This is a genomic window from Streptomyces sp. DSM 106670, assembly GCF_055792845.1.
The window spans coordinates 6903163-6916960 of record NZ_CM147704.1; the positions used below are offsets into that span (position 1 = coordinate 6903163).

Annotated in this window: 10 protein-coding genes; 6 read left to right on the forward strand and 4 right to left on the reverse strand. The window is 73.1% G+C overall.

Features of this window, described 5'->3' with window-relative positions; genetic code table 11:
• The first annotated feature begins 14 nt into the window (after positions 1-14).
• The 3 genes from ACSMXR_RS30540 to ACSMXR_RS30550 are packed head-to-tail and all read left to right on the forward strand — an operon-like array spanning position 15 to position 6294.
• Positions 15-1406, forward strand: a complete 1392-nt coding sequence (locus tag ACSMXR_RS30540; protein ID WP_473170349.1) for an LLM class flavin-dependent oxidoreductase — start codon at positions 15-17, stop codon at positions 1404-1406.
• Positions 1403-5263, forward strand: a complete 3861-nt coding sequence (locus ACSMXR_RS30545; RefSeq protein ID WP_473170350.1) for an ABC transporter ATP-binding protein — start codon at positions 1403-1405, stop codon at positions 5261-5263. The genes ACSMXR_RS30540 and ACSMXR_RS30545 overlap by 4 nt, the downstream gene beginning before the upstream one ends.
• Positions 5260-6294, forward strand: coding sequence for an aldo/keto reductase (locus tag ACSMXR_RS30550; RefSeq protein WP_473170351.1), 1035 nt, complete (start codon positions 5260-5262; stop codon positions 6292-6294). The genes ACSMXR_RS30545 and ACSMXR_RS30550 overlap by 4 nt, the downstream gene beginning before the upstream one ends.
• 22 nt (positions 6295-6316) lie before the next feature.
• On the opposite strand, the gene ACSMXR_RS30555 is transcribed toward ACSMXR_RS30550, so the two are convergent.
• Positions 6317-7411 carry a glycoside hydrolase family 5 protein gene (locus ACSMXR_RS30555; protein WP_473170352.1) on the reverse strand — a complete coding sequence of 365 codons (1095 nt, stop codon included), beginning with the start codon at positions 7409-7411 and terminating at the stop codon, positions 6317-6319.
• A gap of 169 nt (positions 7412-7580) precedes the next feature.
• On the reverse strand, positions 7581-7976 hold the full coding sequence (locus ACSMXR_RS30560) for a VOC family protein (protein ID WP_137234061.1): 396 nt from the start codon (positions 7974-7976) through the stop codon (positions 7581-7583).
• A 134-nt stretch (positions 7977-8110) separates the two neighbouring features.
• Between ACSMXR_RS30560 and ACSMXR_RS30565 the strand changes: the two genes are divergently transcribed.
• On the forward strand, positions 8111-9610 hold the full coding sequence (locus ACSMXR_RS30565; protein WP_364882657.1) for an MFS transporter: 1500 nt from the start codon (positions 8111-8113) through the stop codon (positions 9608-9610).
• Positions 9607-10659: a glutathione S-transferase family protein gene (locus tag ACSMXR_RS30570; protein ID WP_381793506.1), complete on the forward strand. Its 1053-nt coding sequence runs from the start codon at positions 9607-9609 to the stop codon at positions 10657-10659. The genes ACSMXR_RS30565 and ACSMXR_RS30570 overlap by 4 nt, the downstream gene beginning before the upstream one ends.
• A gap of 10 nt (positions 10660-10669) precedes the next feature.
• Here ACSMXR_RS30570 and ACSMXR_RS30575 read toward each other — a convergent pair whose 3' ends face one another.
• Positions 10670-11548, reverse strand: coding sequence for a DMT family transporter (locus ACSMXR_RS30575; RefSeq protein WP_376185553.1), 879 nt, complete (start codon positions 11546-11548; stop codon positions 10670-10672).
• A gap of 119 nt (positions 11549-11667) precedes the next feature.
• Here ACSMXR_RS30575 and ACSMXR_RS30580 point away from each other — a divergent pair, with 119 nt between their 5' ends.
• Positions 11668-12804: a winged helix DNA-binding domain-containing protein gene (locus tag ACSMXR_RS30580; protein WP_473170353.1), complete on the forward strand. Its 1137-nt coding sequence runs from the start codon at positions 11668-11670 to the stop codon at positions 12802-12804.
• Between the two features lie 39 nt (positions 12805-12843).
• Here the strand turns inward: ACSMXR_RS30580 and ACSMXR_RS30585 are convergent, their stop codons facing one another.
• Positions 12844-13686 carry a response regulator transcription factor gene (locus tag ACSMXR_RS30585; RefSeq protein WP_381847524.1) on the reverse strand — a complete coding sequence of 281 codons (843 nt, stop codon included), beginning with the start codon at positions 13684-13686 and terminating at the stop codon, positions 12844-12846.
• Positions 13687-13798: the final 112 nt, after the last annotated feature.

Below are 13798 nucleotides of genomic sequence, written 5' to 3' on the forward strand. Positions count from 1 at the left end.
GCCTGGAGACACCCATGCCTTCCGCCGAACCCCGCAAGCAGCTCCACCTCAACGCCTTCCTCATGTCCACCGGACACCACGAGGCCTCCTGGCGGCTCCCCGAGAGCCCCGCCGAGGCCGGCTCCGACATCGAGCACTACAAGAACCTCGCCCGGATCGCCGAACGAGGCCGCCTCGACTCCCTCTTCCTCGCCGACAGCCCGGTCCTGATGGGCGACCCCGGCCGCCGCCCCGCCGCCAAGCTGGAGCCCACCGTCCTGCTCACCGCGCTCGCCGGGGCCACCGAGCACATCGGGCTCATCGCCACCGCCTCCACCAGCTACAACGAGCCCTACAACCTGGCGCGCAGGTTCGCCTCGCTGGACCATGTCTCCGGCGGCCGGGCCGGCTGGAACATCGTCACCACCGCCGGGGCCGACGCCGCCCGCAACTTCGGCCTGGACGACACCCCGCTGCACCACGAGCGCTACCGCCGCGCCGCCGAGTTCGTCGAGGTCTCCACCAAACTGTGGGACAGCTGGGCCGACGACGCCGTCGTCGCCGACAAGGAGAAGGGCGTCCACGCCCTCGCCGACCGGGTCCGGGCCATCGAGCACCGCGGCGAGTTCTTCCGCGTCGACGGGCCCCTCAACGTCCAGCGCCCGCCGCAGGGTTACCCGCTGCTGGTGCAGGCCGGATCCAGCGAGGACGGCAAGGACTTCGCCGCCCGCTACGCCGAGGCGGTGTTCACCGCCCAGCAGACCCTGGAGGAGGGCATCGCCTTCTACAAGGACGTCAAGGCGCGGGCCGTGGCGCTCGGCCGGGACCCCGACACCATCAAGATCCTGCCCGGCATCGTCCCCGTCATCGGCGACACCGAGGCCGAGGCCCGGGAGCTGGACGCCGAGCTGGACCGCCTCATCGTCCCCGAGTACGCCAAGCGACAGCTCGCCCTGCGGCTGAAGATCGCCCCGGACGACCTCGACCTCGACGCCGAACTCCCCGAGGACATCCCCACCGAGGACGAGATCGAGGGCGCCAAGAGCCGCTACACCCTCATCGTGGAACTCGCCCGCCGCGAAAAGTTGACGGTACGTCAACTCATCGGCAGGCTGGGCGGCGGACGCGGCCACCGCACCTTCGCGGGCACCGGCGAGCAGGTCGCCGACACCATCGAGCACTGGTACGACAGCGGGGCCGCCGACGGCTTCAACATCATGCCCGCCGTGCTCCCCTCGGGCCTGGAGGTCTTCGTCGACCGGGTCGTCCCGATCCTCCAGGAACGCGGCCTGTTCCGCACCGAGTACACCGGCGCCACCCTGCGCGAGCACTACGGTCTGCCGCGCCCCGCCAACCAGCTCTTCGACCCCCTCGGCACCGGCACGGACCACGTCGCCGCCGCCCCGGCCACGGCAGGGGTCCGGTGACGGACTGTACGGCGCGCGAAGGCGCCGGTCCCCGGCCGCACCCGGGGACCGGCGCCGGCCGGCGGCCCGACCCCGAACACGGTTGGGCCCGACGGCTGTTCGCCTACTGCCTGCGCCACCGCACCGACCTCCTCCTCGCCTTCGGCGCGGCGCTCGTCGCCGCCCTGGCCACCGCCACCCTGCCCCTCGTCCTGCGCCACGTCGTGGACGGCCTCGCCGAGGACGCCGGCTCCCTCGTCCCCTGGATCGCCCTGCTCGCCGCACTCGGCGCCGTCCGCTTCGGCGCCAGCTTCACTCGTCGCTACCGCTCCGGACGGCTCTCCCTCGGCGTCCAGTACGACCTGCGCAACGACGCCTTCGCCGCCCTGCTGCGGCTCGGCGGCGCCCAGCAGGACGGACTGCGCACCGGGCAGGTGGTGAGCCGGTCCATCTCCGACATCACCCTCGTCCAGACCCTGCTGCAGTTCCTGCCGAACCTCACCGGCAACGCCCTGATGTTCCTGACCTCGCTGGTCCTCATGGCGTTCCTCTCCCCGCTGCTGACCATCGTCGCCCTCGTCGTCGGCCCGCTGCTCTATCTGATCGCCCTGCGCAGCCGCCGCGACCTCTTCCCCGCCAACTGGCACGCCCAGCAGGAGGCCGCCGAGGTCGCCTCCACCGTCGAGGCGACCGTCACCGGCGTCCGCGTCGTCAAGGGCTTCGGCCAGGAGGACCGCGAACTGGCAGGTCTTGAGGAGCGCGCCCGGGGCCTGTTCGCCTCCCGGCTGCGGGTCGTCCGCTTCACCGGCCGCTACAACCCGGCGCTCCAGGCCGTACCCGCCCTCGGCCAGGTCGCCGTCCTCGCCCTCGGCGGCTGGATGGCCCTGCACGGCCGGATCTCGCTCGGCACCTTCCTCGCCTTCACCACCTACCTCGGCTCCTTCGTCACCCCCGTCCGCCAGGTCGCCACCCTGCTCACCGTCTGGCAACAGGCCCGTGCCGGAGCCGAACGCGTCCTGGAGGTCATCGACGAGGCCCCCGTCATCACCGACGCCCCGGACGCCCGCGAACTGCCCGACCGGCCGCCCGCGCTCTCCTGGCGGGACGTCACCTTCCGCTACGGGGAAGGCCCGCCGCTCCTCGACGGCTTCACGCTCGACGTCCGCCCCGGCGAGACCCTCGCCCTGATCGGCGCGGCCGGCTCCGGCAAGTCGACCGCCGCCGCGCTGCTGCCCCGGTTCTACGACGTGCCCTCCGGCACGGTCGCCGTCGACGGCACCGATGTGCGCGAACTGTCCCTCGCCTCACTGCGCTCCCGGATCGGCTACGTCTTCGAGGAGAGCCTGCTGGTCTCCGACACCGTGCGCGCCAACATCGCCTACGGGGCGCCGGACGCCACCGACGAGCAGATCCGCGCCGCCGCCCGGATCGCCCGCGCCGACGCCTTCGTCGAACGGCTCCCGCAGGGCTACGACACCGTCGTCGGCGAACAGGGCCTCACCCTCTCCGGCGGCCAGCGCCAGCGCATCGCGCTCGCCCGCGCCCTGGTCGGCGACCCGGCGATCCTGGTCCTGGACGACGCGACCTCCGCCATCGACGCCCGGGTCGAGGCCGAGATCCACGCCGGGCTGCACGCGGAGACCCGCCGCCGGACCACCCTGATCGTGGCGCACCGCCGCTCCACCCTGGAGCTCGCCGACCGGATCGCCGTGCTGGACGGCGGCCGCGTCACCGACACCGGCACGCTGGACGAACTCCGGTCCCGCTCGGCCCTGTTCCGTACGCTGCTGTCCACCGCCGAGCCCACGGCCTCCGAGCCCGTGGCCGAGGCGCCGGCCGGCGGGGTCACCGCGGATCTGTGGCTGCGGGACGAGGCCGCGGGCGTCGACACCGAGGAGGGCACCGCCGTCCGGGCCGCCCAGGCGCTGGCCGAGGCCGCCGCCACCTCGGGACCCGGCCGCGGCGGACCCGGCGGCGGGGTGCTCGGCTCGGCCCCGCCGAGCCCCGAGCTGATCGCCGGACTCGCCCGCCTCCCGCTGCCCGCCGCCGACCCGAAGGTCACCACCGAACAGGCCGTCGCCGCCGACCCGGAGTTCCACCTCGGCACCCTGCTGCGCCCCTTCCGGCTGCCGCTGGTCCTCGGGCTGCTGCTGGTCGCCCTCGACGCCGGAGCCCAGATCGCCGTACCGGTCCTCGTCCGCCACGGGGTGGACCACGGCGTCGCCCGGCAGGCCGGAGGAGTGCTCCTGGCGGCCGCCGCCCTCGCCGGGCTGGTCGGCGCGGCGAACTGGCTGATCGGCGTGGCCCAGGTCCGCACCACCGGACGCACCGGCGAGCGGCTCCTCTACACCCTGCGGGTGAAGACCTTCGCCCAGCTCCAGCGGCTCGGCCTGGACTACTACGAGCGGGAGCTCGGCGGCCGGATCATGACCCGGATGACCACCGACGTGGACGCCCTGTCGAACTTCCTGCAGACCGGGCTGATCACCGCCGTCGTCAGCCTCCTCACCGTCCTCGGCGTGCTGGTCGCCCTGCTGGTCATCGACGCGGGCCTCGCCGTCGTCCTGCTCCTCGCCCTCCCCGTCCTGATCGGCGCCACCGCCCTCTTCCGCCACTACTCGGTCCCCGCCTACCGCGAGGCCCGCGAACGCGTCAGCGCGGTCAACGCCTGCCTCCAGGAGAACGTCACCGCCATCCGCGTCACCCAGGCGTTCCGCCGCGAGGAGCACAACGCCCGCGACTTCGCCCAACTGGCCTGGGGCTTCCGGGACTCACGGCTGCGCGCCCAGCGGTACATGGGCACGTTCTTCCCGTTCGTGGAGTTCCTCGGCACCCTGTCCACCGCCGCCGTCCTGGTCGTCGGCGCGGGCCAGGTGCGCTCCGGCGAGCTGAGCGCGGGCACCCTGATCGCCTTCCTCCTCTACGTGGAGCTGTTCTTCTCGCCCATCCAGCAGCTCTCGCAGGTCTTCGACGGCTACCAGCAGGCGGTCATCGGACTGGGCCGCCTGCGCTCCCTGATGCGCACCCCGGCCGGCACCCCGCAGCCCGAACAGCCGCTCGCCGTGGGCCGGTTGCGCGGCGAGGTGGAGTTCGACGAGGTGTCGTTCGGTTACGCGGGCGGCGGCGGCCAGGAGGTCCTGCACGGGCTGCGGCTGCGCATCGCACCCGGTGAGACCGTCGCCCTGGTCGGGGCCACCGGCGCGGGCAAGTCCACCGTCGTCAAACTGCTGGCCCGCTTCTACGACCCGAGCGCCGGAACCGTCCGGGTCGACGGCCACGATCTGCGCGACCTCGACCTGCCCGCCTTCCGGCGCAGACTCGGGCTCGTACCGCAGGAGCCGTACCTCTTCAGCGGAACCGTGCGGGACGCCATCGCCTACGGGCGGCCCGAGGCCACCGACGCCGAGGTGGAGGCCGCGGCCCGGGCGGTGGGCGCGCACGAGATGATCGCCGGACTCCGGCTCGGCTACCTCCAGCAGGTGGGGGAGCGCGGCCGTCATCTGTCCGCCGGGCAGCGCCAGCTCCTCGCCCTGGCCCGCGCCGAACTCGTCGATCCGGACGTCCTGCTGCTCGACGAGGCCACCGCCTCGCTCGACCTGGCGACCGAACGCCGGGTCGCCGCCGCGACGGACGCCCTGTGCCGTCGGCGTACCACCGTGGTCGTCGCCCACCGGCTGACCACCGCCGCCCGCGCCGACCGGGTCGTCGTCCTCGACGCCGGAGCCGTCGTCGAGAGCGGGACGCACACCGAACTCCTCGCGGCGCGGGGCCCGTACCACCGCCTGTGGGAGGCCTTTCGGCAGACCGGCGTTCCGGCCGTGCCCGACCGGGACCATCCCGACACCACCAGTCAGCTCGTCAAGGAGAGTGCCAGATGACCGAATACCGCAACCTCGGCCGCACCGGCGTCCAGGTCAGCCCGCTCGCGCTGGGCACCATGATGTTCGGCGCGCGCGGCAACACCGATCACGACGACAGCGTCCGGATCATCCACCACGCCCTGGACTCCGGCATCAACTTCGTCGACACCGCCGACGTCTACTCGCAGGGCGAGTCCGAGACCATCGTCGGCAAGGCGCTCGCGGGCGGCCGGCGCGACAACGTGGTGCTGGCCACCAAGTTCCACGGGCGCCTCGGCGACGACCCCAACGAGTTCGGCAACAGCCGCCGTTGGATCATCCGCGAGGTGGAGAACAGCCTGCGCCGGCTGGGCACCGACTGGATCGACCTCTACCAGGTCCACCGCCCCGAGCCCGGCACCGACTTCGACGAGACGCTCGGCGCGCTCTCCGACCTGGTCCACCAGGGCAAGATCCGCTACATCGGCACCTCCACCTTCGAGCCCTCCGCGATCGTGGAAGGCCAGTGGACCGCCGAGCGCCGGGGCCGCGAGCGCGTCGTCGCCGAGCAGCCCCCGTACTCGCTGCTGGCCCGGGGCATCGAGCGCGAGATGCTGCCGGTGGCGCAGCGGTACGGACTCGGTGTGCTGTCCTGGAGCCCGCTGGCCGGCGGCTGGCTGACCGGCCGCTACCGCAAGGGCGCCGAGCAGCCGGCCTCCAGCCGCGCCGAGCGCCAGGCCGCCCGGTTCGACATCACCGCGCCCGAGAACGCGGCCAAGCTGGCGGCCGCCGACGCGCTCGCCGTCCTCGCCGAGGAGGCCGGGCTCACTCTCGTCCAACTCGCCCTGGCCTTCGTGCTGGAGCACCCGGCCGTCACCTCGGCGATCATCGGGCCGCGCACCTTCGAGCAGCTGGAGAGCCAGCTCGGCGCCGACAAGGTGAGGCTGAGCCGGGACGTCCTCGACCGGATCGACGAGATCGTCCCGCCCGGCGTCAACCTGTCGGCACGCGACGCCGGTTACACCCCGGCGGTCCTCACCGACGCGTCCCTGCGCCGCCGTTCGGTCTGACGGCGCGGGGAGCGGGCCGGGGTCACTGGCGGATGCGGTCGCGGATCCAGACCCCGGCCTCCTTCAGGACCCCGGTCCCCGCCCATTCGCTCCCACCGCAGGTGCCGGTCTTGAAGACGGCGCCGGAGCGGTGGTCGTCGGAGTAGTTCCAGTTGATCCAGGAGATCTTCTTGCGCTTCATCAGGTCGAGGTAGCGCTGCGACATCGTGAAGTCGTTGGCGCCCTCGCCGGCGTAGTCCTGCGTCCCGAACTCGGTGACGAACACCGGGAGTCGGTCGGAGGCCCGGTCGAGCGTGTTCAGGTACTCCTCGCGGTGCGAGGCCGCGTAGAAGTGGAAGGTGTACATGATGTTCGAGGCGTTGACGGGGTTGTTCACCACCTCCGACTCGTCGGAGCCCTCGGACACCCCGAACGACGACCAGGCGCGGGTGCCGACCAGCACCACCGCGTCGGGGTCCTCGGCCCGGATCACCGGGATGATCTGCTCGGCGTAGGACTTGATGCCCGACCAGCTCACCCCCGAGGGCTCGTTGGCGATCTCGTAGAGCACGCCCGGGTGGTCCTTGTACTTCTTCGCCATCGCCGTGAAGAAGGTCTTCGCCCGGTCCAGGTTCACGTTCGGGTCGCCCGGGGAGAGCATGTGCCAGTCGATGACCGCGTACATGCCGCGTGCGTGCGCCGCGTCGACGAACTTCTGCGCCCGGGCGGTGAATCCGGCCGGGTCGGTCTCGTACCCGCCCTCCTGTACGTAGGTGGAGACGCGCAGCACGTCGGAGCGCCAGTCCTGGGCGAGCGCGTCGAGCGAGCCGTCGGTGACGCACTGGGCGTACCACTGGGTGCCGTGCGTGCTCATCCCGTTGAGGGCGACCGCCTCGCCGGAGGCGTTACAGAGCTGGCGGCCGCAGACCGAGAGCTGCCCGTTGGCGGCGAGCGGGGTGGCGGCGGTGGGGGCGGCGCCGGTGGGGGAGGCCGGGGCGGGTGCTGCTCCGGCCCGGACCGGAGCCATGAGTGCGGTGACGACACCGAGCGCGGACGCGGCGAGCAGGGCCTTGCGGGCCAGTCCGCGGCGGCCGGACGTGGGGGCGGAACCGGTGGGGGGATTGGTGCGCTGGTGCATGGTGGGGCTCCCTTCGGAGGGGGGTGGGAGGCGCCATGTCGGCAGAACTGAAAGTAAAGGTTCCTTCCAATTGACGTCAACAGTGTTGGGAAACTTTCCTGTCTATTAACGCGCGTGGCGGAAGGGCCCGTTGGGACCCTTCCGCCGTCGGCCCTCAGCTCCGCGCCGGTCAGCCCGTCGGCAGCGGATAGACCGCCAGCGAGAACGAGTGGCCCGCCGGATCCCCGTACACCCGCACGTCCCGGGGCCCACTGTTGCTGTCGCCGGTGTCGACGGGCCTGGCCCCCAGGGATATCGCCTCCCGCTCCGCCTCGTCGATGTCCTCGCGCCCCACCAGGATCCGCAGATGCGCCTGCTGGGAGTCTTCCGGGCGCGGCCAGCTCGGCGGGGCGTAGCCGTGGTCGCGGCGGATCGCCAGCCGGACGCCGTCGTTGCCGACGATCTCGACGAAATCGGGGTCGGTGCCGATCCGTATCTCCGCGCCGAGCAGTCCGGCGTAGAACTCGGCCAGCTCCATGGGCTCGGCGCAGTCAAGGACGAGGACGCTCGTCTTCTCCACAGTCATGCGGGAACGGATACCCCCGGTGGCCCCGGACACGCCGTACCGGACCCGGGCCGGTGTCCGGCCCGGGCATCCGGGCCACCGGAGCGGACGTGTCCCGGATGAGGAAACACCCGCCGCGACCTAAGGTGCCAACCATGGCACGGAGCGCGGCGACCCCCGGGCCGGCCGGGGGCGACGCCGCCCCCGACGGCCCCGACCCCCGGCGTTGGCGGGCACTCGGCGTCTGCCTGGTGGCGGGCTTCATGACCCTGCTGGACGTCTCCATCGTCAATGTGGCCCTCCCCTCCATCCGGGAGGGCCTGAACACCCCCGAGTCCGACCTCCAATGGGTGCTCTCCGGCTACGCCCTCGCCTTCGGCCTCTTCCTCATCCCCGCCGGACGCCTCGGCGACGCGCGGGGCCGCCGGGCGGTCTTCATGGTGGGCCTCGCCCTGTTCACCCTGTCCTCCGCCGCCTGCGGGGCCGCCCAGTCCAGCATGTGGCTGGTGATCGCCCGGCTGGTGCAGGGCATCGCGGGCGGTCTGATCTCCCCGCAGATCTCCGCCCTGATCCAGCAGATGTTCTCCGGGCGGGAGCGCGGCCGGGCCTTCGGCATGTTCGGCACCGTCGTCGGCATCTCCACGGCCGTGGGCCCGCTGCTCGGCGGACTGCTCATCCAGGCCGCCGGACCGGAGCACGGCTGGCGCTGGGTCTTCTACGTCAACCTCCCGCTCGGCGCCGTCTGCCTCCTGCTCGCCCACCGCCTGCTGCCCGACACCCCCTCCGCCGGCCGGGTCCGGCCGCGCGACCTGGACCCGGTGGGCGTCGCCCTCCTCGGGGCCGGGGTGCTGGCCCTGCTGCTGCCGTTCGTCCAGGCCCAGCAGTGGCCCGGCAACGCCAAGTGGCTGCTGCTCGTCCTGGCCGGGGCGCTGCTCACCGCGTTCGTCGCCTGGGAAGCGCGGTGCACGGGCGGCCGCACCCACCCCGTCCTGGACCTGTCGCTGTTCCGGCTGCGCTCCTACTGGCTGGGCTGTCTGCTGATCCTGCTCTACTTCGCCGGGTTCACCTCGATCTTCTTCGTCACGACCCTCTACCTCCAGTCCGGCCTGGGCTACTCCGCCCTCCAGGCCGGACTCGCCATCACCCCCTTCGCCCTGGGCTCCGGCGTCGCCGCCTCCATCGGCGGCCGGCTCGTCGGACGCTTCGGCCGCCCGCTGGTGGTGGCGGGCCTGGCGATGGTCGCCCTCGGTCTCGCGGGCACCGCGCTCGCCGTCCACCTGGTCCCCGGCGACGGAGCGGGCTGGGCCATGGCCGCCCCGCTGCTCCTCGCCGGCCTCGGCAGCGGCCTGGTCATCGCCCCGAACCAGACCCTGACCCTCGCGGAGGTCCCGGTCCACCGGGCGGGCAGCGCCGGAGGCACCCTGCAGACCGGGCAGCGGGTGGGCTCCGCGATCGGCATCGCCGCCGTCGGCGCGGTGTTCTTCGCCCAGGTCGGCCCGGACGGCTGGGCCGACGCCTACGACCACGGGCTCATCGTGTCCGTCGCCTTCGTGCTGGCCGGACTGATCGTGGCACTGGCCGACGTCGGAGCCGACCGACGGGGCAGACGACGTGCGGCAGACCGTTCCACCGACGCATCGAGGAGCACGGCATGAGTGACAGGGCAGCGGACGCCACCGGAGACGGCAGCGCCGGAAACGACGGCAACGACTCCTACGGCCACAAGCCGTTCAAGCGGTCCAGGAGCCACTTCCCCGACCGGATCACGGCGGACGGCCGCGACGGCTGGCCCGTCGAACCGGGCCGCTACCGCCTCGTCGTCAGCCGCGCCTGCCCCTGGGCGAGCCGCGCTCTGGTCTCCAGGCGGCTGCTCGGCCTGGAGGACGCGCTCTCCCTCGCCGTCGCCGACCCGATCCAGGACGACCGCAGCTGGCGCTTCACCCTCGACCCGGACGGCAGGGACCCGGTCCTCGGCATCCGCCATCTGAGCGAGGCCTACGACGCCCGCGAGAGCGGCTACCCCGGTGGCGTCAGCGTGCCCGCGATCGTGGACGTACCGAGCGGGAAGCTGGTCACCAACGACTACCAGCGGATCACGCTCGACCTCGCCACGGAGTGGACCGCCCTGCACCGCCCCGGCGCCCCCGACCTCTACCCCGAGCCGCTGCGCGCGGAGATCGACGAGGTCATGGAGGGCATCTACCGGGACATCAACAACGGCGTCTACAAGTCCGGTTTCGCCAGCACCCAGCACGAGTACGAGGAGGCGTACGAGGCCCTCTTCGCCCGCCTGGACCAGGTCTCCGCCCGCCTCGCCGACCGCCGCTACCTGGTCGGCGACACCATCACCGAGGCCGACATCCGCCTCTTCACCACCCTGGTCCGCTTCGACCCCGTCTACCACGGCCACTTCAAGTGCAACCGGAACAAGCTGACCGAGGACCCCGTCCTGTGGGCGTACGCCCGCGACCTCTACCAGACGCCCGGATTCGGCGACACGGTCGACTTCGACCACATCAAGCGGCACTACTACCAGGTGCACACCGGCATCAACCCGACCGGCATCGTCCCCGTCGGCCCCGACCTCTCCGGCTGGACCACCGCACACCACCGCGAGCGGCTCGGCGGCCGTCCCTTCGGGGACGGCACCCCTCCGGGGCCCGTGCCGCCGGGCGAGCGGGTCACCCCGCCGGACGCCGGCTGAGCCGGACCGGTCACCGCACGCGCGGCGGCGGAGGCGGCGGTGCGAGCGTGCCTCTGGCCAGCGGCGTACGGGCCAGGCGCACGCACCCCGCGGCGATCAGGGCCAGCGCCGCCAGCTCCGGCAGCAGCCACCAGCCGGTCCGCAGCCGCTCGTCGAAGAGCGTCACCCCGTACAGGACGCTGATCAGCGCGTCCCCCAGGGTGAGCATCGGCTGCACCGCCACCAGGCTGCCCGCCTGAAGCGCGTTCTGGAGCAGGAACAGGGCGCCCACCCCGGCCGCCGCCATGGCGTACAACTGCCAGGACGCCAGCAGCGCGACCACCCCGCCGTCGTCCAGGTTCGCCATCGCGTCCTTCATCAGTGCGGCCGTCAGCGCGTAGCCGCAGGCGGCGGCCAGACCCAGCAGGGCCGCCCGGGGATTGCCGCGCGTCCGGAGCGCGGAACCGATCAGCACCGCCTCGAACACCCCGGTCAGCACCAGCGCCGGAATCCACGCCGCGTCCCGGACCGTGTCGCTGCCCTCGACCGGCGCGGCCGACGCCATGCCGAGCGCGAGGCCGACCGTGACGGCCGCGACCCCGAACCAGACGTTCCGGTCGACCCGCAGCCGCATCACGTAACCGGCGATCAGCAGCGTGGCGGGCAGCTCGATCACGAAGATCGGCTGGACCACCGCGATCGGACCGGTGGCCAGGGCGACCGCCTGACAGACGGCCGCCACGATCACCAGCCCGATGCCCGCCAGCCACACCTTCTGACGGAGCAGATGACCGATCAGCGAGAGCCGCATCGCCTCGCTGTCGGGCACCCGCATCGCCGCCCGGCGCTGGAGCACCGAGGCGGATCCGTTGCTGATGGCGGTGAGGACGGCGAACAGGACACTGATCACCGGCCCATCATGGCGGCGGGCCGCCCGGGCCGCGCGGCGCACAGGCCCGGTGGGCGTAACGCGGGCGCTCCGCGACATGCGGACCGTATCCGACCGCAAGCGCCGGTAGCGTGCGGACCATGGCCGCGAAGACGCACCGCACCGCCGCACACCCCGCCGTGCTGCCCGCCCGGGCGCTGAACCGGGCCACCCTGGACCGGCAACTCCTGCTGCACAGGTCACCGATGTCCGCGCAGGACGCCGTCGCCCACCTCGTCGGGCTCCAGGCGCAGAACACCAAGCCGCCGTACTTCCAGCTGTACGCCCGGCTCGCGGACTTCGACCCCGCGGAGCTGTCCACCCTGATGGAGTCCCGCGAGGTGGTCCGGATCGTCAGCCTGCGCTCCACCCTCCACACCCATACGGCGGACGACGCGCTCACCCTGCGCCCGCTGGTGCAGGCGGTACGCGAGCGGGAGCTGAAGATGTTCCGGCGCGGGCTGACGGGGGTGGACCTGGATCGGCTCGCGGCGATGGCCCGGGAGCTGGTCCAGGAGCGCCCGCGCCCGGTCAAGGAGCTGCGGGAGGAACTCCTCGCCCACTGGCCGGACGCCGACCCGCTCGCGCTCACCGTCGCCGCCCGCTGTCTGCTGCCGCTGGTCCAGGTCACCCCGCGCGGACTGTGGGGCCGCAGCGGGCAGGTCGCCCTGACCACCGTGGAGCACTGGCTCGGCCGGCCCGCCGAGCCCGTGCCCGCACCCGACGCCACCGTGCTGCGCTACCTCGGCGCGTTCGGCCCCGCCTCGGTGATGGACTTCCAGTCCTGGTCGGGCCTCACCCGTACGAAGGAGGTCTTCGAACGGCTCAGGCCCGGGCTGCTCACCTTCCGCGACGAGCGGGGCGTCGAGCTCTTCGACCTGCCCGACGCCCCGCGCCCCGACCCCGGCACCCCGGCCCCGCCGCGCTTCCTGCCCGAGTTCGACAACGTCCTCCTCGGCCACGCCGACCGCACCCGCGTCATCCCCGCGGTGAACAAGGGGCGCAACGGGGTGGGCAACCAGGCGTACGGCACCGTGCTGATCGACGGGTTCTTCGACGCGGTCTGGCGCATCGAACGCGAGGGCGGCGCGGCGCTCCTGACCGTGCAGCCGCTCCGGAGACTGGCCCGCGCCGAGCGCGCGGAGATCACCGAGGAGGCGGCGCGGATGCTGGCCGTGATGACGGACGCGACGGACCACGACGTCCGGTTCGGTACGTTCCTGGACTTCGGCGACTGAGAGCGCCACCGCCCACGGGTCGCGGTCCGGGGCCGAAACTCAGGGGAGCAGCCCCGCCCGGCGGGCCGCCACCACCGCCTCCAGCCGGGTGTGCGCCCCCAACTTCCGCATGGCGGAGCGCAGATACCCCTTCACCGTCTCGGGCCGCAGCCCCAGCCGCTCGGCCGTCGCCGCGTTCGTCGCGCCCGCCGCCACACACGCCACCACATCCACCTCGCGCGGCGCGAGACGGACCTCCCGGGCCGCGGGCGCCTTGGCCCCCGACGCCGAGGCCAGCCGACCGCAGACCTCCAGCAGCTCGTCGCGCAGCGCCGGATCGACGACCCTCGGCACCAGCGCGCGCAGTTCGCGGTGGGCCTCGCGCACGTCCTCCCAGGCGCCGGGCACCATGCCGGGATCGCACACCTGCTCCCGGCCAGCCGCCAGCAGCCGCCGCACCTCGTCCCGTACCGCGAGCGACTGCTCCACATCACGGGCCGACGCCACCACCGCGTCGAACGTCCGGTCGCCCAGCGTGACCGGTGTGCGCAGCGCCCCGTACAACACGCCCCGTACCGTCCGCCGTACGACGACGGGCACCGCGACGACCGAGCGCAGCCCCTCCGCCGCCACCGCCGCGTCGTACTCGTGGCTGATGTGGCGCGAGGAGGCGTAGTCCGTCACCGCACAGGGCCGCGACAGCGCGATGGCCTTGCCGCCAAGGCCGCTCCCGGCGGAGATGACCAGGCCCCGCAGCGCGCTGGTCTGCGCCCCGTTCAGCTCGGCGATCCGTGCGTGGCGCGCGTCGGACAGCAGACCGCCGAACGCCACCGGAAGCCCGCTGGTGCGGCGCAGCCTCAACAGTGCCGCCTGCATCTCGACCGCATCGACCGGTTCCGGCACTCCGACGCCCCTCCACCCGGCCCGTGTCGCCTCCCCCGGACGAGGGAGGGGACCACCCCCGTCCGGGGGTGGTGAGACCTGGGTCACTGTTTACATGATGTTAGGCGACCGG

What these genes read in the sequence shown, in the direction of transcription:
- ACSMXR_RS30570 (WP_381793506.1), top strand. Translation starts at nt 9,607, where the DNA reads ATGAGTGACAGGGCAGCGGACGCCACCGGAGACGGCAGCGCCGGAAAC.
- ACSMXR_RS30580 (WP_473170353.1), top strand. Translation starts at nt 11,668, where the DNA reads ATGGCCGCGAAGACGCACCGCACCGCCGCACACCCCGCCGTGCTGCCC.
- ACSMXR_RS30555 (WP_473170352.1), bottom strand. Translation starts at nt 7,411, where the DNA reads ATGCACCAGCGCACCAATCCCCCCACCGGTTCCGCCCCCACGTCCGGC.
- ACSMXR_RS30540 (WP_473170349.1), top strand. Translation starts at nt 15, where the DNA reads ATGCCTTCCGCCGAACCCCGCAAGCAGCTCCACCTCAACGCCTTCCTC.
- ACSMXR_RS30550 (WP_473170351.1), top strand. Translation starts at nt 5,260, where the DNA reads ATGACCGAATACCGCAACCTCGGCCGCACCGGCGTCCAGGTCAGCCCG.
- ACSMXR_RS30560 (WP_137234061.1), bottom strand. Translation starts at nt 7,976, where the DNA reads ATGACTGTGGAGAAGACGAGCGTCCTCGTCCTTGACTGCGCCGAGCCC.
- ACSMXR_RS30565 (WP_364882657.1), top strand. Translation starts at nt 8,111, where the DNA reads ATGGCACGGAGCGCGGCGACCCCCGGGCCGGCCGGGGGCGACGCCGCC.